The sequence below is a fragment of the Nitrobacter sp. 62-23 genome, assembly GCF_001897285.1.
GTDB lineage: Bacteria > Pseudomonadota > Alphaproteobacteria > Rhizobiales > Xanthobacteraceae > Nitrobacter.
Map to the genome: position 1 here is coordinate 37141 of NZ_MKSM01000123.1, position 26538 is coordinate 63678.

The following is a 26538-nucleotide window of genomic DNA, read 5'->3' on the forward strand; positions in this document are numbered from 1 at the left end:
TGGACCGCTGCGCTATGGGTTGCTGTTTTGCAGCGACGACCCAGAGGAACAGTACAACGTAGGCCTGCTCAACCCGGCCAAGCCTGAAGAATGGGCGTTGCTCGAAACGCCCATACCAGCGGCCGAGCACCGCCCAATCGGCCAATGGCCGACCCGAGCAAAGCCCAGGACCAAAATATCTGGCCGGGAATCACGGTATCTCGTATGCTGCCACGTAACCATGCCCAAACCTTTACAGGCTCGTTCCGTTTCCACCGCCGACAAGGCGGCTGCGCTGGCGCTGACCCCTGTTTCACGTGAAACCGAGGCGAGGCTGGACGCCTACGTCGATCTGCTCGGCCAATGGCAGACCAAAACCAATCTTGTCGCCCCGTCGACGCTGCCGCAGCTTTGGACGCGCCACATCGCCGATTCGCTCCAGCTTTTTTCGCGGGCGCCGCAGGCGAAACTCTGGGCTGATCTCGGCAGCGGTGGCGGGTTCCCCGGTGTCGTGCTGGCATGCGTTCTCGCGGACGTCCAAGGCGCGCGGGTCGATCTTGTTGAGCGCAACACCAAAAAGGCCGCCTTCCTGCGAGAGGCTGCCCGGATCACCGGGGCGCCCGCCGTCATTCACAACGCGGATATTGGGGATTACGTGGAAAGATTGGAGGGCCGGATCGATTGCGTGACCGCGCGGGCGCTGGCGCCTCTACAAGTGCTGCTCGGCTTCGCGGAACCTCTGGTCAAACAGGGCGCCAAGGCACTGTTTCTCAAGGGGCAAGATGTAGAAGCTGAATTGACGGAAGCCACTAAATATTGGAACATTAAGCCTTGCATTCATTCCAGCCGCACCGGCGGAGGAGGCTGGATCGTCGAACTCGATCACATCGAGCGGCGCGATCATTCTCCCATAAAGCATGGTCTCGCGCATGACTGTAATTGATGAAATATATCAATACGATAGAGATGACGAATCGTCCGCCGGCCATCCCCGGATCATTTCGCTCGCGAACCAGAAAGGCGGCGTCGGCAAGACGACGACCGCGATCAATCTCGGCACCGCGCTGGCTGCGATCGGCGAAAGCGTCCTGATCGTCGACCTCGATCCCCAGGGCAACGCATCGACCGGCCTCGGCATCGATCGCCGCGACCGCAACGTCTCCACCTACGATGTGTTGATCGGCGAAGCGCCGTTGCGCGACGCCGTGGTGCCGACCGCGGTGCCGCGCCTGCATATTGCGGCCTCGACCATGGACCTCTCGGGTCTCGAACTCGAACTCGGCGCCACGAAGGATCGCGCCTTTCGTCTGCGCGACGCGATCACCGGGCTCAACGGCAACGCAGCCGACAATGTCGATTACACCTACGTACTGATCGACTGCCCGCCGTCGCTCAACCTTCTCACCGTCAACGCGATGGCGGCGTCGGACGCGATCCTGGTGCCGCTGCAATGCGAGTTCTTCGCGCTCGAAGGCCTGTCCCAACTTCTGCAGACGGTCGAGCAGGTGCGCACCACCCTCAATCCGCATCTGTCGATCCATGGCATCGTGCTGACCATGTTCGACTCGCGCAACAACCTGTCGAACCAGGTCGTCGCGGACGTACGCCAGTTCATGGGCTCGAAGGTCTACGACACCATGATCCCGCGCAACGTTCGCATTTCGGAAGCGCCGTCCTACGGCAAGCCGGTGCTGGTCTACGATCTCAAATGCAGCGGCAGCGAAGCCTATCTGAAGCTCGCGACCGAAGTGATCCAGCGCGAGCGCGAGTTGCGGACGACGCATTGAGCACGACCGTCGTCCCCGTGCAGGCGGGGACCCATAACCGCTGGCGTTTTTGTTCTCGCAGGTAGGTCAAATAGGGCCGGTAACGCTTTCCACATCATCGGTGACACGGCGTCGGGTCTCCGCCTGCGCGGGCACGACGCCAGAATGAATACTTACGGAGTTACAGATGAATCCAAGGGAGCTGGCGATGGCCGACGAAGCGCGTTCGCGACTGGGCCGCGGTCTTGCAAGTCTGATCGGCGACGTCGGCGGCGAGGCGGCCCACGCCGAGCGCCCGCGCACGCAGCGCAAGGTGGCGATCGAATTCCTGAAACCCAATCCGCGCAATCCGCGCCGGGCGTTTTCCGATGTCGAGCTCGGCGAGCTGGCCGATTCGATTCGCCAGCACGGCGTGATCCAGCCGATCGTGGTGCGCCCGGTGAAGGGCGTTCAGGATCGCTACGAGATCATCGCCGGCGAACGGCGCTGGCGCGCGGCGCAGGCGGCGGGATTGCATGACGTCCCGATCGTGCCGGTCGACGTCAGCGACCACGTCGCGCTGGAGATCGCGATCATCGAGAACGTGCAGCGCGAAGACCTCAACGCGATGGAAGAGGCGAAGGGCTATCACGCGCTTGCCGACGAATTCAAACGCACCCAGGACGAAATTGCAAAGATCGTCGGCAAGAGCCGCAGCCACGTCGCCAACATGATGCGGCTGACCAAGCTGCCCGAGGACGTGCAGGCGCTGATCGCTTCCGGCGAGTTGTCGGCGGGCCACGCGCGCGCGCTGATCGGCGTGCCCGATCCGTCTACGGCCGCGAAGCGCATCGTCGCGGAAGGGCTGAACGTGCGCCAGGCCGAGGCGCTCGCGCATGAGGCCGGCGTGCCGGAGCGCAAGCCGCCGAAGGCGCGCGCGGACAAGGCGCAGAAGGACGCCGATACGTTGGCGCTGGAAAAGCGGGTCAGCGACGCGCTCGGCCTTGCGGTGACGGTGGATCACAAGAACCCCGGCGGCGTCGTGCAGATCCGTTACCGCGATCTCGATCAGCTCGACGAGATTTTGAAGCGGCTGGACACCAAAAACTAGGGCATGGTTCTTTTGGCCCAACCGGCAACCTGTCATTCCGGGCTGTAGAGCGTTTTCGAGCGAAGTGGGGACCGGTTCGCGTGAGGAAAACGCGTCGACTAGGCTCTAGCCGATTTTCCGTGCCTCTTCCGGCAGCATGATCGGAATGCCGTCGCGGATCGGGTAGGCGAGTTTGGCCGAACGCGAAATCAGCTCCTGCCGCGCGCCGTCGAATTCCAATGGTCCCTTGGTCACCGGACAGACCAGAACCTCCAGCAGCTTGGGATCGACGGTGTCTTCGGAACGGTCGGAGGAGGTGGTCATGCATCTCTCTTTGAAAAACAGATCCGGCGAAATTCTGGAGCCGGTTCACTTACGATGAATCGGACTCGTCGCTTATCCTTTTGTTTGAGCGTAATCTTTTTTCCCAAAAAACGGTATTCGCTTTTCGAGATCATGCTCCAGATTCATTGTTTTTGACGCACGGCCTTCACGCGAACCGGTTTCCATCTCCGGGTCGAGCCCGAAAACATGCTTCGCTCGAAAACGCTGCAGCATTCGCACCCCCGCTTCAGCAGCTCTCCGGCTACTGCAATCCGGGGTCGCCGCTGGTGCGTTTTTTCGCGAGGTCCATTTCGGTGACGGCGATCAGAATTTCCGCGCGTGTTTTCAGGTCGGTTGCCTCCAGCATCGCCTGCTTCTCCGGCGGTCCATAGGGCGACATCATCGCCAGCGCGTTGACCAGAGCCTCGTTCGGGGCGTTCTCGATGCCACCCCAGTCCACCTTCAGGTCGTTGACCTTGAGGAAGTCAGTCAGCACTTCCAGAAGCCGCTTGCGGTCGACGGCGTCCTCGCCCTTGCGCGCGGTCAGATCATCGGCATAGGCGAAGAAATCCACCTTGCACTGGCGATAGGGCGTCAGCACCGTCAGTTCTTCCACGATCTTGAAACGCGAGACGCCGGTGAGTTCGAGGAGGTAGCGGCCGTCGCCGGATTCGGCGAACTGGGTGATGCGTCCGGCGCAGCCGACCTGGAACAGCTTTGGCTTGTCCTCGCTTGCGGAATGGGCGATGTCGGGCTGGATCATGCCGATCAGGCGATGGCCGTCGCGGAAGGCGTCGTCCACCATCGCGAGATAGCGCATCTCGAAGATGTTGAGCGGCATCTGCCCGCGCGGCAGCAGCAACGCGCCGGGCAGCGGAAACACCGGTATCACCTCGGGAAGGTCACCGGGACCGCGATAGTCGGCATTGATGGGCATGGGCGGGTCCGGTGCTATCGAAAAGTGCCTGCGAGGTCGAATTGATGTGAACCCCTGCCGCAGGCGGAAAGGCTGCTAGGAAAACAGGATCGTCGACAGACGCTTGCGTCCCTCGACGGTGGCTTGGTCGGCGCCGCCCCATGCCTCAAAAAACTGCACGAGCTGCTTGCGTGCCGCATCGTCATTCCATTTGCGGTCGCGCCTGACGATCTCGAGCAGGTGGTCGGTGGCCTCGCTCCGTTTGCCGGCGGCGTTCAGCGCGGTGGCGAGATCGAACCGCGCCTGATGATCGAGTGGATTGGCCGCGACCTTTCCTTCCAGCTCAGCGACGGGGCCAAGCGAATTCGCCTGTTCGGCGAGGTCGATCATGGCCTGCACGGCTTTTACGGCGGCGTCGCCGCGCTTGGATTCGGGCACCAGTTCGAGCGTCTGCTTGGCTTTGTCGAGCGCGCCGGTCACTGTGTAGCAGCGCGCCAGACCCGCGATCGCCGGAAGATTGGCGGCGTCGAAACCGAGAACCTCGGCGTAGATCGAAGCGGCCGTGGTCGGATCGTCCGCGGTGAGCGCGGCCTCCGCCTCTTGCAGGACTTCCTCGATATTCGGTGCGCCCGGCGCCGCCACGCCCTGGGTCAGCTTGTCGATGAAGGCTCTGATCTGGCTCTCTGGCGCAGCGCCCATGAAGAAGTCTACCGGCCGTCCGCCGGAGAAGGCAAAAACCGCCGGTATCGACTGGTTGCCGGTCTGTGCCGCAAGCTGCTGAAAAATGGCGGGGTGCTGATCGATGTTCATCTTCACCAGCCTGATCTTGCCGCCGGCGGCGAGCACGGCCTTTTCCAGGACCGGGGCAAGCTGGCGGCAAGGGCCGCACCACGGCGCCCAGAAATCGACCAGCACCGGCTGGTGCATCGATTCCTCGATGACGTCCCTCATAAAGGTCTGGGTCGTCGTTTCCCTGATCAGATCCGACGCCTGCGGTGGGGGGCCGCTGCCCTGCTCGACTATGGTCACGTGATCCTCGCCTGATCTTCCCGGAATGGGCCGATTCGACAACCGCCCGAACCCTTAATTGGTCCCTGCGGGGAAATTTTGCAATCGGCGGAACCGGCCGCCGGGCCGACCGGTCGGCACCCGGCGAATATAGCAGGATTTCTGCGCTGTTTTTGGCGTCCGTCGCGATAACGACCGCGAAGTCCGGGATTGCTGGTCCGATTCCGATCTTCGCAGCCGGTATTTTTTCCGAGAATCGACTCGGCATAACTGTCGGCAATATCTTGCTGTTGCATTCACAGGTCGCATTTGGCATAGGTCTGCGCTCCGGCGGCTTGAAAGCCGGATGCGTGTCGGATGCGGGTGTAGCTCAGGGGTAGAGCACGACCTTGCCAAGGTCGGGGTCGAGGGTTCGAATCCCTTCGCCCGCTCCAGTCTTCCAGCGCGCGCCGCTGGTTTTGCAAGGCGACGGAGCCTCGGAAGGCGTTGTCGCCGGACATGCTGGAGCATTTTGTCGCTTCGAGCCGCTTCAGATCCCGGCTTGCATCGGAACCCGGACCCCACGAAATTGATGTGATGCTCCCCGGCATTGAATTTGCTGGTCCTTTTGCGGGACCGGCGCAATCTGCCGTCGATTTCGTGCCTGCTGCGCGCCGGAAAACGCCCTCGCGGGGGGAGGGCCGAGGCGCGATTATAGTAAATCTACGATCTCCGTTAACCTCGCTTTAACCGACCCCATTCATGATCGGTAAACCACGCAAGCGCCCGCGAGTCGTGAGCCTGGTGTTCTTGGATCTAACTCCTGGGGAGGATCAATTGTTTTTCTTCAAAAAATGGTCGATCGCAAAAGAAAATGCGGCGAAAGCCGCAGCGATCAGCAAAGTTCAGGCCGTGACCGAACTCGGTCTCGACGGAACGATCATCACCGCCAATGATAACTTCCTTAACATCCTCGGTTACTCGCTCGCCGAGGTTCGAGGCAAGCACCACAGCATGTTCGTGGAGGCCGATGAACGGACCGGCGCCGCGTACCGCGAATTCTGGGCCCGTTTGAATCGGGGCGAGTCGCAGACCGCCGACTACAAGCGCATCGACAGCCACGGAGACGAGGTCTGGGTTCGGGCTTCCTATATTCCGGTGCTGGATTCGAGGGGAAAACCGACAAAGGTTATCGAGCTCGCGGCCGATATCACTGCCAAAAAGATCGAGGCCCTGGACCACGCGGGTCAGGTTTCCGCCATCGAACGCTCGCAGGCGGTGGTCGAATTCAACCTCGACGGCACGATCATTACCGCGAACAAGAATTTCCTGAGCGCGTTGGGCTACGCGCTTGGCGAAGTGCAGGGCAAGCCTGACAGCCTGTTCGTGGAACCGCAGGAGCGGGCAGGCGCGGCCTATCGCGAATTCTGGGCCAAGCTCAATCGCGGCGAGCCTCAGTCAGCCGAACTCAAGCGCATCGGCAAGAGCGGGCAGGAAGTCTGGTTTCAGGCGACCTTCAACCCGATCGGCGATGATAGCGGCAAGCCCTTCAAGGTCGTGAGCTTCGCGACCGACATCACCAGGCAGAAATTGCGGATGGCCGACCTGGAAGGCCAGATCGCAGCGATCGGGAAGGCGCAGGCGGTTGTCGAATTCGGCATGGACGGAACGGTCATGACCGCCAACGACAATTACCTGAAAACGCTTGGCTATGCCCTCGCCAAAGAAGTCCAGGGCAAGCATCACAGCATGTTCGTGGAAGCCGGCGAACGCTCCAGCGCCGCCTACCGCGAATTCTGGGCCAAGCTCAATCGCGGCGAGTCGCAGACGGCCGAATACAAGCGGGTCGGCAAGGACGGCAAGGTGGTCTGGGTTCAGGCGTCCTACAATCCGGTGCTGGATTCGAAGGGAAAACCGACCAAGGTCATCGAGCTCGCAACCGACATCACCGCCAAAAAGATCGAGGCGATGGAAAATGCGGGCCGGATCGCCGCGCTCGACCGCTCGCAGGCGGTGGCCGCTTTCAACCTGGACGGCACGATCCTCAGCGCCAACGAAAACTTCCTCAAGACGATGGGCTACGCGCTTGGCGAAGTGAAGGGCAAGCATGACGGCATGTTCGCCGGGCAGTCGGAGGGCGGCAAGTATCGCGAATTCTGGGCCAAGCTCAATCGCGGTGAATCGCAGTCGATCGAGTACAAGCGGATCGGCAAAAACGGCAAGGAAGTCTGGATCCAGGCTCTGTACAGCCCAATCCTTGATCTTGCTGGCAAGCCGTTCAAGGTCGTCACCTACGCAAGGGAGATGAGCGCCGCGGTCCGTGAATTCTACGAGACCATGGTCAAGTCGAGCGCAGAAGAGGCCAGACAGGATTTCGCGGTTGTTGCGGATGAGGTTAACAACACTGCCACCGCTGATTCTGCACCGCTGAGCATGCAGCGGCTGGAAGAGGCACGGCGCAGGACTGCGACCGCCGGTCGTTCCACGTTCTCCCAATTGCTGGATAACCTTCGGGCAGGGTTCAGCAACGCAATGACGTCCTCGACCAGAGCCGTCACCAACTTCCTGTGACGGCCCGCCGGTCAGGCAACAGAAAACAGTGCTGGCGACGGTGTTGAGCCGTCGCCAGTTTTTTGTGTCAACAGGCGAGCCTGAATTTCGCCGCAACCGGATGCGCTGATCAAAACGACGCTTTTCACGAACGTCGCGCGTTTGAATAAAAAACGAATCAACGTCGCGCGGCTTTGTCTTCCGGGGGTGGCATGGGCCGAAAAATCGTTCTGCTGTCCGATGGCACCGGAAATTCGGCGGCAAAGGTCTGGCGCACTAATGTCTGGCGCACGTTCGAAGCGCTTGATCTGTCGGGGACCGACCAGGTGGCGTTCTACGACGACGGTGTCGGCACCTCGTCGTTCAAGCCGCTCGCCATTCTCGGCGGCGCGTTCGGCTTCGGATTGAAGCGCAACGTCATCGACCTGTACAAGTTCGCTTGCCGCAACTGGCGCGACGACAGCGACGAACTGTTCGGCTTCGGCTTCAGCCGCGGCGCCTTCACCATCCGCGTGGTGATGGGGTTGATCCTCAATCAGGGTCTCGTCGCCGCCGACAGCGAGGCTGAACTGACGCGAAAGGCCAGGGCCGCCTATCGCCAGTATCGGCGCGAGCGTTTCCATACGTTCCTGCGCATCGAGGATGTCTTTCGCAGCTTGCGCGACCTGTTTCTGCCGAAGGACTATGACAAGCGCAACAATCGCCAGGTGAATCACATCCGCTTCATCGGCGTATGGGACACCGTCTCCGCCTACGGACTGCCGCTCGACGAGATGACGCGCGGCGTCAGCCGATGGATCTGGCCTCTGGAACTGCCCAACCACACGCTCGACTGCGCGCGCGTCAGGCGCGCCTGTCAGGCACTGTCGCTCGACGAACCGCGCACCACGTTTCATCCGGAATTGTGGGACGAGCGCGGCGCGGCTCCGCTGACGCCGCGCTACGACGGCAAGCGCTATCTCGCCGACGAGCAGATCAGCCAGGTTTGGTTCGCGGGCGTTCATTCCAATGTCGGCGGCGGCTATCCCGACGATGCGCTGGCCTACATCCCGCTGGTCTGGATGATGAAGGAGGCGCAACGCTGCGGCTTGCGGTTCAAGTCCGATCAGCGTCCGCCACTGGCGGATCCCGATCCGTTCAAGAATGCAATCTCGATGTGCGACAAGGACGGCCGGCTCTACGATCCGCGCAAGGGGCTCGGCAGTTACTATCGCTACGGGCCGCGCAAGCTGGCCGAACTCTGCCACTATCGCTTTTCCAGAAAGGACGAGGTCGTCATCGAGCGGCCGAAGGTGCATGCCAGCGCATTCAAGCGCATCGCCAGCCGTTCGCAAGGCTATGCGCCGGTCGGGCTGCCGAAGACCTATGACGTGGTGACCGAGGACGGGCTGGTGCTGACGCCGGATCAATACGGCTTCGAAAGCAGCACCGGCGCGCTGGCGCGCAGCGAAACGCAGGAGCATGTCTGGAACGAGGTCTGGAAGCGTCGGCTGGTCTATTTCGCGACCGTCGGCGCCACGGCCTGGCTGTTGCTCTATCCGCTGGCGCGCTCGCTGCCGCCTTCGGACGAATATACCAGCAGGTTTCGCTGGGTGTCGGACATCATCCGCGTCGTCGGCGGATTCCTTCCCGGCTTCGCGCAGACCTGGATCAACGGCTATGCGCGCAGCCCGGTGCAGTTCGCTGTATTGCTTGGGCTCGCTAGTTTGCTGGCGCTGTGGGGCGTCGTTCTCTCGACCCGGATCACCGACCGTATGAATGCGATCTGGCAGAAGACGCCGACGGCGCCGACAGGCTTGCCGACCAACTGGATCTATCTCCTGCGTTCTAGCCGGCCCTATATCTGGTTTCATCGGCAGTTGAAACGTCGCTGGGCGCCGGCGTTCTTCGCCGCATTGTTCCTCTATCTCGGCGCCACATTCGCCAGCCATCTCGCCTACAATGCGCAAGATATCTATGGTTTGGCCTGCGATGAAAAAAGCCCGAAGGCGCAGGGACTCGCGCGCGGCAAGCAGGCGACGTTTAATTTCAGGACGTCGCAGTTCTGCGCCGGCACGGGCATCGCGGTGGACGGTTTCGGCGCGCGCTATCTGGTTCAGGTCGAGACCACGCAGCCTTTCCGCGACGGCGGCATCCCCTCGCCGCTCGGCGGATTCTACACGACCGACGCGCAGCACTGGTGGCAGCGCGCGCTGCTGATGCTCGGTGTGCCGCTGCGCCGCGAACTGACACGGCCCTGGTTCCGCCTGGTGCTGCGCTACGGCGCGACCGGCGGCGAGGAGGTGTTTCTCGATCCCGATCCGGAGGACGGCACCATCGAAGCGGTGATCCGGCCGACGCGAAGCGGCGAACTTTTCATCTTCGTCAATGATGCGGTGCTGGGCGTTCCTAAACTGTACGACGTGTTCTACCGCAACAATGAAGGCTCCGCCAAACTCGTCGTGACGCGCAAGTGAAGTGGCCAAAGGCGTGGATGGCCGGGACGACATCCGGCCATGACGGGAAACGGGCATGCCTCGATGCCGCATGATCGGACAATGCTCTAAAACTCCGCCACCGCCGCCAGAATGCGCGCGATGTCCTGCGGACGCGACAGCCGGTGATCGCCGTCGCGGATCATGGTCAGCACCACGTCGTCGCTCGGCAGCCGCTCGGTCAGCGCGAAGGCATGCCGCCATGGGACGTCGGCGTCCTGCGCGCCCTGCAGGATGCGCACCGGACAGCCGGTCGAAATGGAGCCGCCGAGCAGCAGATGGTTGCGGCCTTCCTCGATCAGCTTGCGCGTGATCGGGTAGGGATCGCCGTAGTCCGACGGACGAAGCCAGGCGCCGTCAGTCTCGATGGCGCGCCGGACCTCCGGCGGGAAGGCTTTCCACATCAGTTCCTCGGTGAAGTCGGGTGCCGGCGCGATCAGCACCAGCCCGGCCAGCATGGCGGGGGACGATGCCTGCCGCGCGATCGCACGCGCCAGCAACAGCGCGATCCAGCCGCCCATCGACGAGCCGACCACGACCTGCGGGCCCTCGCAGAAGGCATCGAACACCGCAAGACCCTCCTCGAGCCAGCCGCCGATGGTGCCGTCGGTGAATTCGCCGCCGCTCATCCCGTGGCCGGAGTAATCGAACCGCACGCAGGCTCGGCCGCGTTCGGCCGCCCACGCGTCGAGCGCGAGCGCCTTGGTGCCCGCCATGTCGGACTTGAACCCCCCAAGCCAGAACAGGCCCGGAGAACCGCCGCTTCGCGCGCGCACGGCGATGGGACGCTTCGCCGCGCCGCTGCCGACCTCGATGAACTGCGCCGCCCCGCTCGTCATGATGTCCGTCCCGTCTTTCGTTGTATGTCGCGAGCCCGCCGGGGTCGTCAATGAACGTCGACATGGAACAAGCGGTGGCCGTCGGGTTTGTCCCCGGAGTTGTCCGGCGTGACCAAAATACCGCGCATTCGCCCGTTTTGCCCGCGTCCTGAATCCCCGCGCTTGCCCGCGGGCGCTTATTCCTTCAAAATGGGGGCGATCAGCAAAAGTGGACCCCGGTTTTGCGTCCGATCGCGCTCACCATGTATCAGGGGCGTATGATCTGATCGCTGAACCGCTTCCATTTTGACGGATCATGCGCCGTCGTCTTTCACAACATTGGAGAACCACCCATTCGCCGTCCCAACAGAGCGCCAATGCCCGTCGCGAAAGACGGGCCGCGCACCAACGATGAAATCCGCAATGCCCAGGTTCAACTGATCGACCAGGACGGCACCAACCAAGGTACCGTGGAAACGATCGCCGCGATCAAGATGGCCATGGATGCCGGCATGGATCTGGTCGAGATCGCGCCGAACAGCAGCCCTCCCGTCTGCAAGATCATGGACTACGGGAAATACAAGTTTCAGGCCCAGAAGAAAGCCGCCGAAGCCCGCAAGAAGCAAAAGGTTGTCGAGATCAAGGAGATCAAGCTCCGGCCGATGATCGACGATCACGACTACGACGTGAAGATGAAGGCGATGCAGCGGTTCTTCGAGGAGGGCGACAAGGTCAAGATCACCTTGCGCTATCGCGGCCGCGAGATGGCCCACCAGGAGATCGGCACCAAGCTGCTCGACAAGGTGAAGGCCGACGTCGCCGCCTATGCCAAGGTCGAGCAGGACGCCAAGTTCGAGGGCCGCCAGGTGGTCATGGTGCTGGCTCCGCGCTGAGGGTCAACGCTTCGCCAAACAGAAAACGTGTCATTGCCGGACTTGCTCCGGCAATCCGTCCTTCAAAGATGATGGATGCCCGGGGTGTCTGCGCGACGACGCGCTTTGCGCTGTTAGCCGGGTACGACAACGTTTTTGCGGAAACGGTTTGCGAGATCGCAGGGCCCCACGCCCAGGACACGCATTCGCACCCCTTCCCCGTTGCCAATCCGGCCATCCTCTGCCATAAGCCTGTCCTTCGCCGCCCGGCTGATTCAAGGGCTGCCGTGGCGACGACCCGTGCTGGATTTTCTCGGGATTTTCTTTCGGAAATACGAGAATAGCCGAGCACTTTTAATGCTCTAGCGAGCAATTTCAGCCACTTGGCCGCCCTCCGGGCGGATTTCGTCGTGGCGACAGGAGAGCCAAATGCCCAAGCTGAAGACCAAATCGGGCGCGAAAAAGCGCTTCAAGATCACGGCCACCGGGAAGGTCAAGCACGCCCAGCGCGGCAAGCGCCACGGCATGATCAAGCGGACCAAGAAGCAGATTCGTCAGCTTCGCGGCACCCGCGTGCTGTTCAAGACTGACGGCGACAACATCAAGAAATACTTCTTGCCCAACGCCTGACCTCCGCTCGCCGCGACGACGCGGCATCCCGCATTAACCCGTTGATTTTGAGAGGAGTTCAGTCATGGCTCGCGTCAAGCGCGGTGTGACGGCTCATGCCAAGCACAAGAAAGTCTACAAGGTCACCAAGGGCTTTTCCGGCCGCCGGAAGAACACCATTCGCGCCGCCAAGGCGGCCGCCGACAAGGCCGGCCAGTACGCCTTCCGCGATCGCAAGCGCAAGAAGCGCACCTTCCGCGCGCTCTGGATCCAGCGCCTCAACGCCGCCGTGCGGCCGTTCGGCATGACCTACAGCCGCTTCATCGACGGGCTGTCGAAGTCGGGCATCACCGTTGACCGCAAGGTGCTGTCGGACCTCGCCATCCACGAGCCGGCGGCGTTCCAGGCGATCGCCGAGAAAGCCAAGGCCGCGCTCGCGGCCTGATTGTTTTACCCTCCCCTGGAGGGGGAGGGTCGGCGCCGCATGACGACGCTTGCGTCGCTGTGAGGCGTCGGGGTGGGGTGTCCTGCCAACCTGCACGTGCCCCGCATTCCGATTCACCCCCACCCGATCTGCTTCGCAGATCGACCTCCCCCCTCCAGGGGGAGGTGGGAGAACGGGGCGCCGTCCATGTCCGATCCCGAAAAGTCCGATCTCGATTCCCTTCAATCCCAGATCCTCGGCCAGATCGCAGCCGCCACCGACGAGGCCGCGCTGGAAGCGGTGCGCATCGCAACGCTCGGCAAGAAGGGGTCGATCTCCGCGCTGCTCGCTACGCTCGGCAAGATGTCGCCCGAGGCGCGCAAGACGCAAGGCGCCGCGATCAACCTCGCCAAGGATGCGGTGACGCAGGCGCTGGGGGCGCGGCGCGAGGTGCTCAAGGCCGCCGCGCTCGACGCGCGTCTCGCCTCGGAAACCATCGACGTCACGCTTCCCTTGCGCGAGCCTCCTGCGGAGGCCGGCCGCATCCATCCGCTGAGCCAGGTGTGGGACGAGGTCACCACTATCTTCGCCGACATGGGCTTTGCGGTCGCCGAAGGGCCCGACATCGAGACCGACGACTACAACTTCACCCGGCTGAATTTTCCCGAAGGCCATCCGGCGCGGGAGATGCACGACACGTTCTACTTCAACCCGAAGGGGGACACCGGGTCTGAGCCCGGGGCAGGCGGCTCGCGCCTATTGCTGCGCACGCACACCTCGCCGGTGCAGGTGCGCACCATGCTCAGTCAGAAGCCGCCGATCCGCGTCATCTGTCCCGGCCGCACCTATCGCAGCGACAGTGACCAGACCCACACGCCGATGTTCCATCAGGTCGAGGGGCTGGTGATCGACAAGTCGTCGCATCTCGGCCACCTCAAATGGATCCTGCACGAATTCTGCAAGGCGTTCTTCGAGGTCGACAACGTCAACATGCGATTCCGTCCGTCGTTCTTTCCCTTCACCGAGCCGTCGCTGGAAGTCGACATCCAGTGCCGCCGCGACAAGCACGAGATCCGCTTCGGCGAGGGTGAGGACTGGCTGGAGATTCTCGGCTGCGGCATGGTGCATCCGAACGTGCTGAAGCTCTGCGGTCTCGATCCGGAAGTTTATCAGGGCTTCGCCTGGGGCATGGGGATCGATCGCATCGCGATGCTGAAATACGGCATCGCCGATCTGCGGCAGTTGTTCGAAGGCGACGTGCGCTGGCTCACTCACTACGGCTTCAGGCCGCTAGAGGTGCCGACGCTGGCGGGAGGATTGAGTTCGTGAACCTTCTAAATAAAACGATTGCCTGTTTTGACAGTGCAGCGCTTCGCCTCGTGTCCAAAGAGGAATTAGAGAAAAGAGACAGAGATCTAAAAAATGAAGATCCGAACAGTGCTCTCGGCCGAGCGATTTACGAGGCCTACGATTCGGTAGACACGAAAGCAACCGCGATACTCCAACATGTCTCCATAATGATTGCTGTCACGGGCGTACTTTATTCTTGGACGAGCATCGCATTACTGAGATTGCTATTCGGTATTGAGACACTTCTATACGTGTCGCTCGCGGTCTTTTGCTTAAGGCTTTTCATGGTCCAAAATCATTCAGAATCGCTATCTGACACTGAAAACGCGGTTATGCGTGAAGCGCTTTTGGATATAACGGCAAAACTTACTTTTTTTGTTTCGGTTGTTTTGATTGGCACTGTCATCATTGAGTTGGTGCTGAGATGAAATTCACCCTCTCCTGGCTGAAAGAGCATCTCGACACCGACGAGCCGCTGGACAAACTCGCCGACAAGCTGACCATGATCGGGCTCGAGGTCGAGCACATCGCGGACAAGTCGAAGGCGCTTGCGCCCTACACCGTCGCGCGGGTGGTCTCGGCCGTGCAGCATCCGAACGCGGATCGTCTCAGGGTGTGCATGGTCGATACCGGCGAGACCAATGACAAGGGCGAGCCCGCTTATATCCAGGTGGTGTGTGGCGCGCCCAACGCGCGCGAGGGCCTCGTCAGCGTGTTCGCGCCGCCCGGCACCTACATTCCGGGCAAGGACATCACGCTTGGGGTCGGCACCATTCGCGGCGTCGAGAGCCGCGGCATGCTGTGCTCCGCGGCCGAACTCGAAATTTCCGACGACCATGACGGCATTATCGAACTGCCGGCTGACGCGCCGGTCGGCACCGGCTATGCGGAATGGGCCGGCCTCGGCGATCCCGTCATCGAGATTAACCTGACGCCGAACCGGCAGGACTGCACCGGCGTGCACGGCATCGCGCGCGACCTCGCCGCCGCCGACATGGGCAGCCTCAAAAATCCGACCATCAAGCCGGTCAAGGGCGAATTCCCCTGCCCGGTGAAGGTCACGGTTGAAGACGCCGCGCTTTGCCCCGGCTTCGCGCTGCGGCTGGTTCGCGGGGTGAGGAACGGCCCCTCACCGGAATGGCTGCAAAAGCGCCTGACCTCGATCGGCCTGCGTCCGATCAACGCGCTGGTCGATATCACTAACTTCATGACCTACGATCGCGGCCGGCCGTTGCACGTGTTCGACGCGAACAAGGTGCATGGCAATCTCACGGTGCGCCGCGCCCGCGACGGCGAGACGCTGCTTTCGCTCGACGGCCGCACCTACACGCTCGATCCGGGCGTCTGCGTTATCGCCGACGACAACGGTGTCGAATCGCTCGCCGGCATCATGGGCGGCGAGGAATCCGGCTGCGACGAGGGCACGACGGATGTGCTGATCGAATCGGCGCTGTGGAGCGAGATCAACATCGCGCAGACCGGCCGCAGGCTCGGCATCAATTCCGACGCGCGCTATCGTTTCGAGCGTGGCGTCGATCCCGCTTTCATGGTGCCCGGGCTTGAGATGGCGACGCGGCTGGTGATGGAATTGTGCGGCGGCACGCCGTCGGAGACGATCGTCGCCGGACAGGCGCTGCCCGAGGACCGGGTGATCGATTTTCCGCTGGCGGAGACCAAACGTCTCGCGGCGATCGACGTGCCGCTGCCTGAGATGCGCCGCATTCTCGGCCGTCTCGGCTTCATGGTGGCCGGCAATGGCCCCGTGGTGAAGGTCGCCATTCCAACCTGGCGCACCGACGTTCACGGCAAGGCCGACATCGTCGAGGAGATCGTGCGCATCGTCGGCGTCGACAAGGTGCCGATGACGCCGTTCGATCGGGGCGACGCGGCACGCAAGCCGGTGCTGACGCCGATCCAGTCGCGCACGCGAAAGACGCGGCGTGCGCTCGCGGCGCGCGGCATGGTCGAAGCCGTCAACTGGTCGTTCATCGCGAAATCGCAGGCCGAATTGTTCGGCGGCGGGAATGCGGAATTGGCGCTCGCCAATCCGATCGCGGCTGATCTCTCCGACATGCGGCCGAGCCTGCTGCCGGGCCTCGTCGCCATCGCGCAGGCCAATGCCGACCGCGGCTTTCCGGATGTGGCGCTGTTCGAGGTCGGGCAGATCTTCCGTGGCGACCGTCCACAGGATCAGTTCACCGCGGCCGCCGGCGTTCGCCGCGGCATCGCCTCGTCGGCAGGCATCGGGCGGCACTGGTCGGGCTCGGCCGCGGCGGGTTCGCTTGATGCCAATACCTTCGATGTAAAGGCCGATGCGTTCGCGGTGCTGGCCGCAGCCGGCGCGCCTGTGCAGGCGATGCAGGCTGCGGCCAGCAATGAGTCGAAGAATTTTCCGGCATGGCTGCATCCCGGACGTTCGGCCGCGATCCAGATCGGGCCGCATAACGTGCTCGGCTATTTCGGCGAGTTGCATCCGCGCGTGCTTGAGGCGTTGAGAGCCGACGGTCCGGTGATGGCGTTCGAGGTGATCCTCGACCGCATTCCGGAAAGCAAGCAGAAGGCGACGCGCGCCAAGCCGGTGCTGGAGCTGCCGGCGTTTCAGCCGGTGTCGCGCGACTTCGCCTTCATCGTCGATCGCGGCGTGAAAGCCGCCGACATCGCGCGCGCGGCGCAAGGCGTGGACAAAAAACTGATCGCCGGCGTCACCGTGTTCGACGTCTATGAGGGCAAGGGCATCGAGGCGAACAAGAAATCGGTCGCCATCGCGGTGGCGATCCAGCCGCGTGACAAGACGCTGACCGATCAGGAGATCGACGCGGTGGCGGCGAAGATCGTCGCCGAGGTCACGAAGAAAACCGGCGGGAGCTTGCGGGGCTAAAGCTAGAGTCTTTCACCTTTTCACGGAAACGGTGAAAGACTCCAGGTTCTTGATTTGACCCGTTTTCTTGACGCAACCGGTTTTCTTGACGCAACCGATCGCCACTTCGCCTGAAAACGCTCTAGTGGAGTGAATTTGACATTCGCTACCCACTTTGCAGCGAACTTGTCAGGCGAATGTCACATTCAAAACTCCACTAGAAACCTGATAGTTGCTAGTGGTCCTTTGATTCTAACATCTGCAGGAACTCCCTGCCGCAACGGGATGCAAATGTTAGAATCGGACCACTAGCTCGGCTTTTGTTGCGCTGCTTCCTGCGCTGCCTGGCGTTCCATGTTTTGCCGGTACAAGCTCACGAAATCGATGGGGTCAAGCATCAGCGGTGGGAATCCGCCGTCGCGGACGACCGTCGCAACGATTTGGCGCGCGAACGGGAATAACAGCCGCGGGCATTCGATCATGACCAGCGGATGCAGGTTTTCCTTGGGAACGTTGACGATCCGGAACACCCCGGCATAGGCCAGCTCGAAACCGAACATCAGCTTGCCGGTATGTTCGGCCTTGCCCTCGACCTTCAGAACCACCTCGTAGTCGTTCTCCGCGACATTGGAGGCGCCGACATTGATTTGAACGTTAATCGAGGGGGGCTGTTGCTGCGGGGCAAGCGAGGCAGGCGCATTGGGATTCTCGAAAGAGAGATCCTTGGTGTATTGGGCCAGCACATTCAACTGGGGTGAAGGGCCCGCCTCTGGAGGTGTGCCGTTGCCGTTGGTCATTGGATTTCTCTCCTGAAACATTCAAGCGAAGCCGGGGAATGATTGGCTTGCTTGAAGGGGCAAATTGCCGCGCCGCCGCGAGTGGCTATCACAAGCCTGCCGCTGTCCACAAGGACAGTGGGACCATTGAGAGGGGGGCTTTGGCTGAGGTTGCTCGTCGCATTTAGCCTAGAGCTTTCGAAAAACCGCCGCAGGTTGCATAGTCTGGCGGCTTAAACTGTTGAAGGAACGCGTTTTCTTCCCGCATTCCGATTTCCCCTTTGATCGGAAACGCGCTATTATTCCTCAAAGCTGCAGTTGAGGAGACAACTCCCTGATCCGGTTCGTTATGCTAAAACGCGGCCTTGGCCGGACCGGAGATCATACCTACATTATTGACGCCGTCTGATGCGAACCGGTGACCCTCGCGGGACGTTCGTTCACCGGACGAGAACCAGACCGATCAGAAAGTGAAGACGACGTGGATATTTACACCATCATTTTTCTGGCGCTAGCGGTTTTTATCTTCCTGCGGCTGCGCAGCGTCCTGGGCCAGCGCACGGGAAGTGAGCGTCCGCCTTACGATCGTGCGACGCGCGAGGTCCTGCATGGCACGCAGGACAATAATGTGGTCCCGATACCGGGCGCCGTGATCGATCAGCCCCCGTCGGAGCCCACGGCCGACGTGACGTCTGCCTCCGAGCGCTGGAAAAATCTGACCGAGCCCGGAACGCCGCTCGCTCACGGGCTCGACGCCATCGCGGCGCAGGATTCGTCCTTCGATCCGAAGCATTTCCTCAACGGCGCGCGCAGCGCTTATGAGATGATCGTGCTGGCATTCGCCAACGGCGATCGTCGGACCTTGAAGGACTTGCTGTCAGCGGATGTCTATGACAGCTTCGATGCCGCCATCAAGGATCGGGAAAAACTCGAACAGCAGACGGAAACGCGATTTGTCTCGATCGACAAGGTCGAGCTGATTGGCGCGGAGCTACGCGAAGGCGCGGAGCAACTGACGGTCCGCTTCATTTCGCAGATGATTTCGATCACCCGCGACAAGACCGGAGCAATTGTCGACGGAAACCCTGAGAAGATTTCCGACATCACCGATGTTTGGACGTTTGCCCGCGATATCGCATCGCGTGATCCGAACTGGAAACTGGTTGGCACCGGAAGCGCCAGCTAATCTTTACCGATTTAAAAGGTGCGCCGCCGGATTTTGCGTCGCCGCCGCGCTCATGCCTGTCGCGCTCGAAGCCCGGCATGCCCCTCGTCATCCGGTCTGGCCGTTCGAGATCGCGGGCGGTCAATATCTGCCGGTGGCATGGGCCGATATCGCCGGCTGGAAAGACGATGATCACCTTGAAGCATTCAGGGCGTTTCGCAGGAGCTGCCGTGCGATAACCGCGAGGCAGCCTCCGGCCGCCAGCCCGAAAGCACTGGGCGCGTCATTGCGGGAGCCGTGTCGTGCCGCCAAGGTTATCGACAATCCGGACGGCGCCAGGGCACGCGCCTTCTTCGAAACCCATTTCCGGCCGGTGCAAATTTCGCGTCTCGGCGAAGCCGACGGCTTCGTCACCGGCTATTATGAGCCGATCATCGATGGATCACGCACCAGGACCGATGTCTATAGCGTGCCGGTTTACCGGCGTCCCTCGAACCTCTTCGTCCGGGGATTCACGCAAAGCTCACCGAGCCTGCCGAACAGCGGACCTGTCTATCGCAAGATCGGCAGGCGAAAACTCGTCCCCTATTATGATCGCGCGGAGATCGAAGATGGCGCGATTGCGGGCCGCGGCCTTGAGATCTGCTGGCTCAAGAGCCAGACCGATCTGCTCTTTACGCAAATCCAGGGGTCCGCGCGCGTCCGGCTCGAGGATGGCTCGACGCTGCGCATCAACTATGATTCCTATAATGGATATCCCTATACTGCCGTCGGCCGTATCCTGATCGAGCGCAACATCATCCCGAAGGACCAGATGTCGATGCAGCGCATCAGGCAGTGGATGACTGAAAATCCGGATGGCGCCAGCGAGTTGCGCCGCCAAAACCGTTCATATGTTTTCTTCCGCGAGGTGAAGCTCTCGGACAACGACGAGGCGGTCGGGGCGCAGGGCGTACCGCTGGCGCCCGGCCGTTCGATCGCGGTCGATAAATCGCTGCACGTCTATGGCACCCCTTTCTTTATCGAAGGGGAATTGCCGATCGAATCGGAACAGGCGAAAACCCCGTTCCATCGGCTGATGATCGCGCAGGATACCGGCTCGGCAATCGTCGGCCCGGCTCGCGCCGACCTCTATTTCGGCGCAGGTTCGGAAGCAGGCCGCATCTCTGGCCGCCTGCGCCACAATATGCATTTCGTAATGCTCGTCCCCAACAGCCTCGATCCCGCGGTGAGCGGCAGAACCATGCCGCTTCCGGAAAAAAGGCCCTCGGCGAGGATCGCAAAGCTGTTTCCGCCGAAGCATCAGAAGTCGGACGACGGCCACAAGGCCGCCCCGCAACGGGCCGTATCCTCATCCGTGGCTCCCGCCGGCAAGCCGGCTGGGACCGCTGCCGCGCCGGCGAGAGCCGAGTCCTCAGGAACCGCTTCGTCTCCGGTGATACAACCCGACAAGTCCGCTCGTCATCCGCGGCGTCATCACCGCCGGCGCTGGCGCAGCCCGACACGATGAAGCGCTCGTCGCCGGACACCTTCGCGAGACTGCGTCGCCAGCGCGTTCTTACAGATGATGAACGTCAGTTGTGGGAAAGCGTCGCCGGCCAGGCCAAACCGTTGCGCAAATGCTCCCGGTCAACGGCAGCTTCCGTGGCGTTGCGCGAGGCAGCAGGCCTCGCGGTGCCGTCCGCTCCAGCGCCAAAGCCGACGTCGCCCGACGTCGCCAAAGTCAGAAGGACAAAAGCTCCGCCGCCCGTATCGCTCACCCGACGCGAGCGATCGCAACTGTCGCGGGGACGCAAAGACATCGACGCCCGGATCGATTTGCATGGCATGACGCAGACGCGGGCGCATCGCGTCCTGCTGCGTTTTCTGCAGAACGCCTCAAGCGATGGTCTGACCTTCGTGCTTGTCATCACCGGCAAGGGCCGGGCGGCCGATCCGGATTCCGGACGCGGCGTGCTTCGGCGGCAGGTCCCGCAGTGGCTCGCGCTGCCCGAATTCCGCTCGCTGGTCGCCGGCTTCGACGAGGCGCATGTCGGCCATGGCGGCGAGGGTGCGCTTTACGTCCGCTTGCGGCGCGCGCGGGGTTTTTAGAGCATCGGAAACCGGCTTTCGGATAAGATCATGCTCGATCAAAAAGATATGGCTAGAGTCTGGTTCACCGCAGTTGAATCAGAATCTAGAGAATGAATCTGCTCAGATCGGCATTCTTCGCCAGATCGCCGACGTGTTTCTGAACATATGCGGCGTCGATGCGGACCGTCTCTCCATTTCGATCGGGCGCCGAGAACGAAACATCGTCGAGCACCCGCTCCATCACCGTCTGCAGTCGTCGCGCACCGATATTCTCGACGGTGGAATTCACCGCGACTGCGATATCCGCAAGCGCATCGATGGCGTCGTCGGAGAAGTCGAGCGTGACGCCTTCGGTCTGCATCAACGCGACATACTGCTTGATGAGCGAGGCCTCCGGTTCGGTCAGGATGCGCCGCATGTCATCGCGTGTCAGAGCATCCAGTTCGACGCGGATCGGCAGCCGGCCCTGCAATTCGGGCAGCAGGTCCGACGGCTTGGCGATGTGAAACGCGCCCGAGGCGATGAACAGGATGTGGTCGGTCTTGACCGCGCCGTGCTTGGTGGAGACCGTCGTTCCCTCGATCAGCGGCAGCAGGTCGCGCTGCACGCCTTCGCGCGACACGTCTCCGCCGCTGCGGCCGTCACGCACGCAGATCTTGTCGATCTCGTCGAGAAATACGATGCCGTTGTTCTCGACGGCGGCGACCGCCTCCTGCGTGAGCTGATCGGTATCGAGCAGCTTGTCGGATTCCTCGTTGACCAGGATTTCATGGGAATCTTCCACGCTCAGTCGGCGGGTCTTGGTTCGTCCGCCCATCTTGCCGAAGATATCGCCGATCGAGATCGCGCCGACCTGCGCACCGGGCATCCCCGGGATCTCGAACATCGGCGCTCCGCCGGAGGATTGGGTCTCGATCTCGATTTCCTTGTCGTTGAGTTCGCCAGCCCGCAACTTCTTGCGAAAGGAATCGCGCGTAGCGGCGCTGGAGTTCGCTCCCACCAGCGCATCGAGCACGCGTTCCTCCGCGGCGAGCTGCGCGCGCGCCTGAACGTCCTTGCGCTTGCGCTCGCGGGTCTGGTTGATCGCGACCTCCACAAGATCGCGAACGATCTGTTCGACGTCGCGCCCGACATATCCGACTTCGGTGAACTTCGTCGCCTCGACCTTGAGGAACGGTGCGTTCGCCAGCTTGGCCAGCCGCCGCGCGATCTCGGTCTTGCCGACGCCGGTCGGCCCGATCATCAGGATGTTTTTCGGCAGCACTTCCTCGCGCAGCGGTCCGGTCAACTGCTGGCGCCGCCAACGATTGCGCAAGGCGATGGAGACGGCGCGCTTGGCGTCGGTCTGGCCGACGATGAAACGATCGAGTTCGGAAACGATTTCGCGAGGAGAGAAGTGCATCATGATCTCGAAGATATGGTGAAACGTTGCGGTAACAAGCGGTCAGATGATGGGCGGTCCGGACTGCCAGTGCCGGATGGCTTCGAACGGGTGGATCAGCATGATGACGTTGAGCGTCAGGTTGTCACGGATATGCAGTCCGACCAGCACTTCAAGCAGAATCGCCAGAACGATCGTCAAGGCAATCGGAAGTTTGTGCGCGAGCACGAATCCCGCGATCATGGCGAGTGTATCGGACAGCGAATTGACGATGCTGTCGCCATAGTAGTCCAGGGAAATGGTCGCTGCGCGATAGCGATCGATGATCCAGGGCGAGTTCTCCACGATCTCCCATGCGCCCTCGATGGTGATCGCGATCAGAAGGCGGGTGATCCAGGTGGCGCGAGGCAGGACCAGCCAGGTCGCGCCGTAAAACAGAAATCCATGGATGATGTGGGAGAAGGTGTACCAGTCGGTGAGGTGCTGCGAATTCTCGGAGCTTTGCACCACGCCATGCCAGAACTTGACGTAGCCGCAGGCGCAGATCGGGACCCGCCCCATGGCATAAAGGATCGCGGCCTGCGTGATCAGCAGGCCGAGGGCGATCAATGCGCCATTGGGCACGGAGAGACCGCGCGACGGATGAACGGACTCAGTATGAACGGGCATAAGGTCAGCCCGCCGCCAGCGTCTCGATCGTGACGTTTCGGTTGGTATAAACGCAGATGTCGGCGGCGATATCGAGCGAACGGCGGACGATGGCTTCCGCGTCCTTGTCGGAGTCGATCAACGCCCGCGCGGCGGACAGCGCATAATTGCCGCCGGAGCCGATCGCCATCACGCCGGCTTCCGGCTCCAGAACGTCGCCGGTGCCGGTCAGGACCAGCGACACATCCTTGTCGGCGACGAGCATCATGGCTTCGAGCCGCCGCAGATAACGGTCGGTGCGCCAGTCCTTGGCGAGTTCGACCGCGGCGCGGGTGAGCTGACCGGGGTATTGCTCGAGCTTGCTCTCCAGCCGCTCGAACAGCGTGAAAGCGTCGGCGGTGGCGCCGGCGAACCCGCCGATCACATCGCCCTTGCCAAGTTTCCGGACCTTCTTCGCATTGGACTTGATGACAGTCTGTCCGATCGAGACCTGGCCGTCTCCGCCAATAACGACCTTGCCGCCCTTGCGGACGGTCAGGATCGTGGTGCCGTGCCACACCTGCGGCTGTGATGCTTGCATCTGAACCCCTTCGTGATCCGCCAGATTTAGGCATTACGACGGGACGTTGCAATCGGCGTTCGAAGTCGCGGATTCTGGTGGTCCGGTTCTAACATTCGCATCCCGTTTCCGCAGTTATTTTTGCGAATGTCAGAATCGCAGGACCACCAGCAACTATAAGTTTCCAGTGGAGTTTTGGATTTGACATTCATATCCCGGCATCCGCGGCAGATGGGTAGTGAATGTTCAAATCCCCTCCGCTAGTCACCATGGCGCGAAGAACCCCGGCAAAAGGCGTCGTCTCGCGGTAGCGAAGAGAGCATGAGCCTGTTAAAAGGGCCCCGTTGAGGACCCGCATGATCCGGGCGCCCGTTTGGCGGATCATGCGCGACGCGGAGAGCCCGATTCATGCGCACGGCGACCATCAAGCGCAAAACCAAGGAAACCGACATCGAGGTTGCGGTGAACCTCGACGGCTCCGGCGTGTCCCAGGTTGCGACCGGCATCGGCTTTTTCGACCATATGCTGGACCTGCTCGCCCGCCACTCGCGCATCGACATCACCGTCAAGGCCGACGGCGACCTCCACGTCGATCATCACCACACCACCGAAGATGTCGGCATCGCGCTGGGGCAGGCGGTGAAGCAGGCGCTCGGCACCATGGCCGGCATCACCCGCTATGCTGGTGTTCATATGCCCATGGACGAGACGCTGTCGCGTGTCGTGATCGACATTTCGGGCCGTCCGATGCTGGTCTTCAGGGTCGAGTTTCCGCGCGACAAAATAGGCGAATTCGACACCGAGCTGGTGCGCGAATGGTTCAATGCCTTTGCGGTCAATGCGGGCGTGACTTTGCACGTTGAAACCCTATATGGCGAGAACAGCCATCATATCGCCGAATCCTGCTTCAAGGGTCTGGCGCGGGCGCTTCGCGCGGCGGTGGCGATCGATCCGCGCGCCGCGGGCGAGGTGCCGTCAACAAAGGGCCAGCTCGGCGGCTGATCGCCCTGTCGTCGACGGAGAGTGCAAATGCCGGTCTATACAGTCCATGCGCCGCCTGCCGAAGGTACGGACGTGCGCGGCGCCCCGGACCGATTCGTGTTCGTACGCGATGGTTTTTCGTTCTGGGCCTTCGTATTCGGTCCGTTGTGGTTGCTTTATCAACGGCTCTGGCTGGCGTTCGCCGGATATATGGTGCTGTCGATCGCGCTCGAAGTCGTGATGACGCTGCTGCGCGTCAGTGGCGGGACACGCCTGACGGTGATGGTGGTCATTGCCGTGCTGATGGGACTGGAAGCGGCGAGCTTGCGTCGCTGGACGCTGTCGCGGCGCAAATGGCGCCAGCTTGATGTCGTTGTCGCGGACGACCGCGAAGCGGCCGAGCGGCGTTTTTTCGACCGCTGGACGACGATGCGGGGAACAGAGTTCGATCCGTTGGCTGTCGATCGTGGGGCGCCGCCGCCGACTCGTAGCGTTCCGGAGCAGCCGTTCGCGCCGCCGCGCGGCGACATTGTCGGCCTGTTTCCGCAACCCGGGATGCCGCGGTGACGGCTGCGATCATCGACTATGGCTCCGGCAATCTTCATTCGGCCGCCAAAGCGTTCGAATGCGCGGCGCGCGGGATCGAAGGTCTGCAAAAGATCGTGGTGACGCGCGATCCGGACGTGGTGTTCCGGGCCGACCGCGTGGTGCTGCCCGGTGTCGGCGCGTTCGCCGATTGCCGCAAGGGACTCGATGCGCTCGACGGCATGGTCCAGGCCCTGACCGAGGTGGTGCGCGACAAGGCGCGCCCGTTCCTGGGCATTTGCGTCGGGATGCAACTGATGGCGACACGCGGCAAGGAGCACGTCACGACCGATGGCCTGAACTGGATTGCGGGCGACGTCGAAAAGATTTCGCCGCGCGACGAGAGCCTGAAGATTCCGCATATGGGCTGGAATACCCTCGATCCGGTGCGCGAGCATCCGGTGCTCGATCGCCTGCCGCTGGGACCGAAAGGCCGTCACGCCTATTTCGTGCATTCCTATCACCTGAACGCGGTCAACGAGACCGATGTGCTGGCGCGCGCCGACTACGGCGGCCCGGTGACGGCGATCGTCGGCAGGGACACCGCGATCGGCACACAGTTTCATCCCGAAAAGAGCCAGCGGTTCGGGCTCGCGCTGATTTCGAACTTTCTGAAGTGGAAACCGTGATTCTTTTTCCCGCCATCGATCTGAAGAACGGCCAATGCGTTCGCCTGGAGCAGGGCGACATGGCGCGCGCCACCGTGTTCAATCTCGATCCAGCCGAGCAGGCGCGCACCTTCGCCGCGCAAGGCTTCGAATATCTGCACGTGGTCGATCTCGACGGCGCCTTTGCCGGCAAGCCCGTGAATGCAGATGCGGTGGAGCGGATGCTGAAGGCCGTGGCCATGCCGGTCCAACTCGGCGGCGGCATCCGGGACCTGAAGACGATCGAGGCGTGGCTCGGCAAGGGCATCGCGCGCGTCATCATCGGCACCGCCGCGGTGCGCGATCCGGTTCTGGTCAAGCAGGCCGCGAAGTCATTTCCGGGGCGCGTCGCGGTCGGTCTCGATGCGCGCGATGGCAAGGTTGCCGTCGAAGGCTGGGCGGAAACCTCGGAGGTGACCGCGCTTGATATCGCGCGGCGGTTCGAGGACGCGGGCATCGCGGCGATCATCTTTACCGATATCGCCCGCGACGGCCTGCTGAAGGGTCTCAACCTCGAAGCCACCATCGCGCTCGCCGAGAGCATTTCAATTCCGGTGATTGCGTCCGGCGGCTTCGCCTCCATCGCGGATGTGGAGGCATTGCTCACGCCGCGCGCGAGGAAGCTCGCGGGCGCGATCGCCGGACGCGCGCTCTATGACGGCCGGCTTGATCCGACTGAGGCGCTGGCGCTGATCCGCGCCGCGCGCGCGGCGGCCTGAGAGTATTTG

Annotated in this window: 27 protein-coding genes and 1 tRNA gene; 19 read left to right on the forward strand and 9 right to left on the reverse strand. The window is 62.1% G+C overall.

Annotation, left to right across the window (positions count from 1 at the left end):
- Window positions 1-220 precede the first annotated feature (220 nt).
- The 3 genes from rsmG (at window position 221) to BGO16_RS14200 (ending at window position 2835) form a co-directional block, all read left to right on the forward strand.
- Window positions 221-922: a 16S rRNA (guanine(527)-N(7))-methyltransferase RsmG gene (gene rsmG / locus BGO16_RS14190; protein ID WP_292619512.1), complete on the forward strand. Its 702-nt coding sequence runs from the start codon at window positions 221-223 to the stop codon at window positions 920-922.
- Complete coding sequence (locus tag BGO16_RS14195; protein WP_292619408.1) at window positions 909-1766, forward strand: ParA family protein; 858 nt, start codon at window positions 909-911, stop codon at window positions 1764-1766. Before rsmG ends, BGO16_RS14195 begins: the two co-directional genes overlap by 14 nt.
- A 187-nt stretch (window positions 1767-1953) precedes the next feature.
- Entirely contained in the window at window positions 1954-2835 is an 882-nt protein-coding gene (locus tag BGO16_RS14200) for a ParB/RepB/Spo0J family partition protein (RefSeq protein ID WP_292619410.1), read from the forward strand.
- 105 nt (window positions 2836-2940) lie between these two features.
- Here BGO16_RS14200 and BGO16_RS14205 read toward each other — a convergent pair whose 3' ends face one another.
- The 4 genes from BGO16_RS14205 to BGO16_RS14220 all read right to left on the reverse strand — a co-directional run bounded on the left by BGO16_RS14205 (window position 2941) and on the right by BGO16_RS14220 (window position 5083).
- Window positions 2941-3138 carry a Trm112 family protein gene (locus tag BGO16_RS14205; protein WP_292619412.1) on the reverse strand — a complete coding sequence of 66 codons (198 nt, stop codon included), beginning with the start codon at window positions 3136-3138 and terminating at the stop codon, window positions 2941-2943.
- A 72-nt stretch (window positions 3139-3210) separates the two neighbouring features.
- On the reverse strand, window positions 3211-3372 hold the full coding sequence (locus BGO16_RS14210; RefSeq protein ID WP_292619414.1) for a hypothetical protein: 162 nt from the start codon (window positions 3370-3372) through the stop codon (window positions 3211-3213).
- 28 nt (window positions 3373-3400) lie between these two features.
- A complete protein-coding gene (locus tag BGO16_RS14215; RefSeq protein WP_292619416.1) occupies window positions 3401-4075 on the reverse strand; it encodes an LON peptidase substrate-binding domain-containing protein in 675 nt (224 codons plus the stop codon).
- A gap of 75 nt (window positions 4076-4150) precedes the next feature.
- Window positions 4151-5083 (reverse strand): co-chaperone YbbN, encoded by a 933-nt coding sequence (locus BGO16_RS14220; RefSeq protein WP_292619418.1) that lies wholly within the window; start codon window positions 5081-5083, stop codon window positions 4151-4153.
- A gap of 338 nt (window positions 5084-5421) precedes the next feature.
- Here BGO16_RS14220 and BGO16_RS14225 point away from each other — a divergent pair.
- The 3 genes from BGO16_RS14225 (at window position 5422) to BGO16_RS14235 (ending at window position 10047) form a co-directional block, all read left to right on the forward strand.
- Window positions 5422-5496: transfer RNA gene (locus tag BGO16_RS14225), tRNA-Gly, on the forward strand.
- Between the two features lie 382 nt (window positions 5497-5878).
- Complete coding sequence (locus BGO16_RS14230) at window positions 5879-7612, forward strand: PAS domain-containing protein (RefSeq protein WP_292619420.1); 1734 nt, start codon at window positions 5879-5881, stop codon at window positions 7610-7612.
- A gap of 191 nt (window positions 7613-7803) precedes the next feature.
- Window positions 7804-10047 (forward strand): DUF2235 domain-containing protein, encoded by a 2244-nt coding sequence (locus BGO16_RS14235; RefSeq protein ID WP_292619422.1) that lies wholly within the window; start codon window positions 7804-7806, stop codon window positions 10045-10047.
- A gap of 86 nt (window positions 10048-10133) precedes the next feature.
- Here BGO16_RS14235 and BGO16_RS14240 read toward each other — a convergent pair whose 3' ends face one another.
- The gene (locus tag BGO16_RS14240) at window positions 10134-10904 is read right to left on the reverse strand and encodes an alpha/beta hydrolase (protein ID WP_292619424.1); all 771 of its coding nucleotides are present in this window, start codon (window positions 10902-10904) and stop codon (window positions 10134-10136) included.
- Between the two features lie 332 nt (window positions 10905-11236).
- Here BGO16_RS14240 and infC point away from each other — a divergent pair, with 332 nt between their 5' ends.
- The 6 genes from infC (at window position 11237) to pheT (ending at window position 17016) form a co-directional block, all read left to right on the forward strand.
- Window positions 11237-11776, forward strand: a complete 540-nt coding sequence (infC, locus tag BGO16_RS14245) for a translation initiation factor IF-3 (RefSeq protein ID WP_292619514.1) — start codon at window positions 11237-11239, stop codon at window positions 11774-11776.
- Window positions 11777-12184: 408 nt separating this feature from the next.
- Window positions 12185-12385, forward strand: a complete 201-nt coding sequence (gene rpmI, locus BGO16_RS14250; protein ID WP_009796600.1) for a 50S ribosomal protein L35 — start codon at window positions 12185-12187, stop codon at window positions 12383-12385.
- A 64-nt stretch (window positions 12386-12449) separates the two neighbouring features.
- Entirely contained in the window at window positions 12450-12809 is a 360-nt protein-coding gene (gene rplT, locus BGO16_RS14255; RefSeq protein WP_292610534.1) for a 50S ribosomal protein L20, read from the forward strand.
- Window positions 12810-12995: 186 nt separating this feature from the next.
- Entirely contained in the window at window positions 12996-14117 is a 1122-nt protein-coding gene (gene pheS / locus BGO16_RS14260; protein WP_292619428.1) for a phenylalanine--tRNA ligase subunit alpha, read from the forward strand.
- Complete coding sequence (locus tag BGO16_RS14265; protein ID WP_292619430.1) at window positions 14114-14566, forward strand: hypothetical protein; 453 nt, start codon at window positions 14114-14116, stop codon at window positions 14564-14566. The genes pheS and BGO16_RS14265 overlap by 4 nt, the downstream gene beginning before the upstream one ends.
- Window positions 14563-17016 (forward strand): phenylalanine--tRNA ligase subunit beta, encoded by a 2454-nt coding sequence (gene pheT, locus BGO16_RS14270; protein WP_292619432.1) that lies wholly within the window; start codon window positions 14563-14565, stop codon window positions 17014-17016. The genes BGO16_RS14265 and pheT overlap by 4 nt, the downstream gene beginning before the upstream one ends.
- A gap of 287 nt (window positions 17017-17303) precedes the next feature.
- Here pheT and secB read toward each other — a convergent pair whose 3' ends face one another.
- Window positions 17304-17792 carry a protein-export chaperone SecB gene (secB, locus tag BGO16_RS14275; RefSeq protein ID WP_292619434.1) on the reverse strand — a complete coding sequence of 163 codons (489 nt, stop codon included), beginning with the start codon at window positions 17790-17792 and terminating at the stop codon, window positions 17304-17306.
- A 460-nt stretch (window positions 17793-18252) separates the two neighbouring features.
- Between secB and BGO16_RS14280 the strand changes: the two genes are divergently transcribed.
- The 3 genes from BGO16_RS14280 to BGO16_RS14290 are packed head-to-tail and all read left to right on the forward strand — an operon-like array spanning window position 18253 to window position 21027.
- Window positions 18253-18957, forward strand: a complete 705-nt coding sequence (locus BGO16_RS14280; RefSeq protein ID WP_292619436.1) for a Tim44/TimA family putative adaptor protein — start codon at window positions 18253-18255, stop codon at window positions 18955-18957.
- Between the two features lie 52 nt (window positions 18958-19009).
- Entirely contained in the window at window positions 19010-20446 is a 1437-nt protein-coding gene (locus tag BGO16_RS14285) for a murein transglycosylase A (RefSeq protein ID WP_292619438.1), read from the forward strand.
- Window positions 20443-21027, forward strand: coding sequence for a Smr/MutS family protein (locus tag BGO16_RS14290; protein ID WP_292619440.1), 585 nt, complete (start codon window positions 20443-20445; stop codon window positions 21025-21027). Before BGO16_RS14285 ends, BGO16_RS14290 begins: the two co-directional genes overlap by 4 nt.
- Window positions 21028-21112: 85 nt before the next feature.
- Here BGO16_RS14290 and hslU read toward each other — a convergent pair whose 3' ends face one another.
- From hslU to hslV, 3 genes are read right to left on the reverse strand one after another with little or no spacing between them, the layout of a single operon-like run.
- Window positions 21113-22414 carry an ATP-dependent protease ATPase subunit HslU gene (gene hslU, locus BGO16_RS14295; protein WP_292619442.1) on the reverse strand — a complete coding sequence of 434 codons (1302 nt, stop codon included), beginning with the start codon at window positions 22412-22414 and terminating at the stop codon, window positions 21113-21115.
- Between the two features lie 39 nt (window positions 22415-22453).
- Window positions 22454-23059 carry a DUF2585 domain-containing protein gene (locus BGO16_RS14300; RefSeq protein WP_292619444.1) on the reverse strand — a complete coding sequence of 202 codons (606 nt, stop codon included), beginning with the start codon at window positions 23057-23059 and terminating at the stop codon, window positions 22454-22456.
- A 4-nt stretch (window positions 23060-23063) separates the two neighbouring features.
- A complete protein-coding gene (hslV, locus tag BGO16_RS14305) occupies window positions 23064-23618 on the reverse strand; it encodes an ATP-dependent protease subunit HslV (RefSeq protein WP_292619446.1) in 555 nt (184 codons plus the stop codon).
- Between the two features lie 387 nt (window positions 23619-24005).
- Here hslV and hisB point away from each other — a divergent pair, with 387 nt between their 5' ends.
- From hisB to hisA, 4 genes are read left to right on the forward strand one after another with little or no spacing between them, the layout of a single operon-like run.
- Complete coding sequence (gene hisB / locus BGO16_RS14310; protein WP_292619448.1) at window positions 24006-24599, forward strand: imidazoleglycerol-phosphate dehydratase HisB; 594 nt, start codon at window positions 24006-24008, stop codon at window positions 24597-24599.
- 27 nt (window positions 24600-24626) lie between these two features.
- Window positions 24627-25145: a DUF2628 domain-containing protein gene (locus tag BGO16_RS14315; protein WP_292619450.1), complete on the forward strand. Its 519-nt coding sequence runs from the start codon at window positions 24627-24629 to the stop codon at window positions 25143-25145.
- Window positions 25142-25792: an imidazole glycerol phosphate synthase subunit HisH gene (gene hisH / locus BGO16_RS14320; protein WP_292619452.1), complete on the forward strand. Its 651-nt coding sequence runs from the start codon at window positions 25142-25144 to the stop codon at window positions 25790-25792. The genes BGO16_RS14315 and hisH overlap by 4 nt, the downstream gene beginning before the upstream one ends.
- The gene (gene hisA / locus BGO16_RS14325; protein ID WP_292619454.1) at window positions 25789-26529 is read left to right on the forward strand and encodes a 1-(5-phosphoribosyl)-5-[(5-phosphoribosylamino)methylideneamino]imidazole-4-carboxamide isomerase; all 741 of its coding nucleotides are present in this window, start codon (window positions 25789-25791) and stop codon (window positions 26527-26529) included. The genes hisH and hisA overlap by 4 nt, the downstream gene beginning before the upstream one ends.
- Window positions 26530-26538: the final 9 nt, after the last annotated feature.

Coding starts and splice junctions, on each gene's coding strand:
- hisB (WP_292619448.1), top strand. CDS start 24,006: ATGCGCACGGCGACCATCAAGCGCAAAACCAAGGAAACCGACATCGAG.
- rsmG (WP_292619512.1), top strand. CDS start 221: ATGCCCAAACCTTTACAGGCTCGTTCCGTTTCCACCGCCGACAAGGCG.
- BGO16_RS14235 (WP_292619422.1), top strand. CDS start 7,804: ATGGGCCGAAAAATCGTTCTGCTGTCCGATGGCACCGGAAATTCGGCG.
- BGO16_RS14315 (WP_292619450.1), top strand. CDS start 24,627: ATGCCGGTCTATACAGTCCATGCGCCGCCTGCCGAAGGTACGGACGTG.
- BGO16_RS14285 (WP_292619438.1), top strand. CDS start 19,010: ATGCCTGTCGCGCTCGAAGCCCGGCATGCCCCTCGTCATCCGGTCTGG.
- rpmI (WP_009796600.1), top strand. CDS start 12,185: ATGCCCAAGCTGAAGACCAAATCGGGCGCGAAAAAGCGCTTCAAGATC.
- pheT (WP_292619432.1), top strand. CDS start 14,563: ATGAAATTCACCCTCTCCTGGCTGAAAGAGCATCTCGACACCGACGAG.
- secB (WP_292619434.1), bottom strand. CDS start 17,792: ATGACCAACGGCAACGGCACACCTCCAGAGGCGGGCCCTTCACCCCAG.
- BGO16_RS14215 (WP_292619416.1), bottom strand. CDS start 4,075: ATGCCCATCAATGCCGACTATCGCGGTCCCGGTGACCTTCCCGAGGTG.
- BGO16_RS14210 (WP_292619414.1), bottom strand. CDS start 3,372: ATGCTGCAGCGTTTTCGAGCGAAGCATGTTTTCGGGCTCGACCCGGAG.
- BGO16_RS14200 (WP_292619410.1), top strand. CDS start 1,954: ATGGCCGACGAAGCGCGTTCGCGACTGGGCCGCGGTCTTGCAAGTCTG.
- hslV (WP_292619446.1), bottom strand. CDS start 23,618: ATGCAAGCATCACAGCCGCAGGTGTGGCACGGCACCACGATCCTGACC.
- BGO16_RS14205 (WP_292619412.1), bottom strand. CDS start 3,138: ATGACCACCTCCTCCGACCGTTCCGAAGACACCGTCGATCCCAAGCTG.
- BGO16_RS14290 (WP_292619440.1), top strand. CDS start 20,443: ATGAAGCGCTCGTCGCCGGACACCTTCGCGAGACTGCGTCGCCAGCGC.
- rplT (WP_292610534.1), top strand. CDS start 12,450: ATGGCTCGCGTCAAGCGCGGTGTGACGGCTCATGCCAAGCACAAGAAA.
- pheS (WP_292619428.1), top strand. CDS start 12,996: ATGTCCGATCCCGAAAAGTCCGATCTCGATTCCCTTCAATCCCAGATC.
- BGO16_RS14240 (WP_292619424.1), bottom strand. CDS start 10,904: ATGACGAGCGGGGCGGCGCAGTTCATCGAGGTCGGCAGCGGCGCGGCG.
- BGO16_RS14195 (WP_292619408.1), top strand. CDS start 909: ATGACTGTAATTGATGAAATATATCAATACGATAGAGATGACGAATCG.
- hslU (WP_292619442.1), bottom strand. CDS start 22,414: ATGATGCACTTCTCTCCTCGCGAAATCGTTTCCGAACTCGATCGTTTC.
- BGO16_RS14300 (WP_292619444.1), bottom strand. CDS start 23,059: ATGCCCGTTCATACTGAGTCCGTTCATCCGTCGCGCGGTCTCTCCGTG.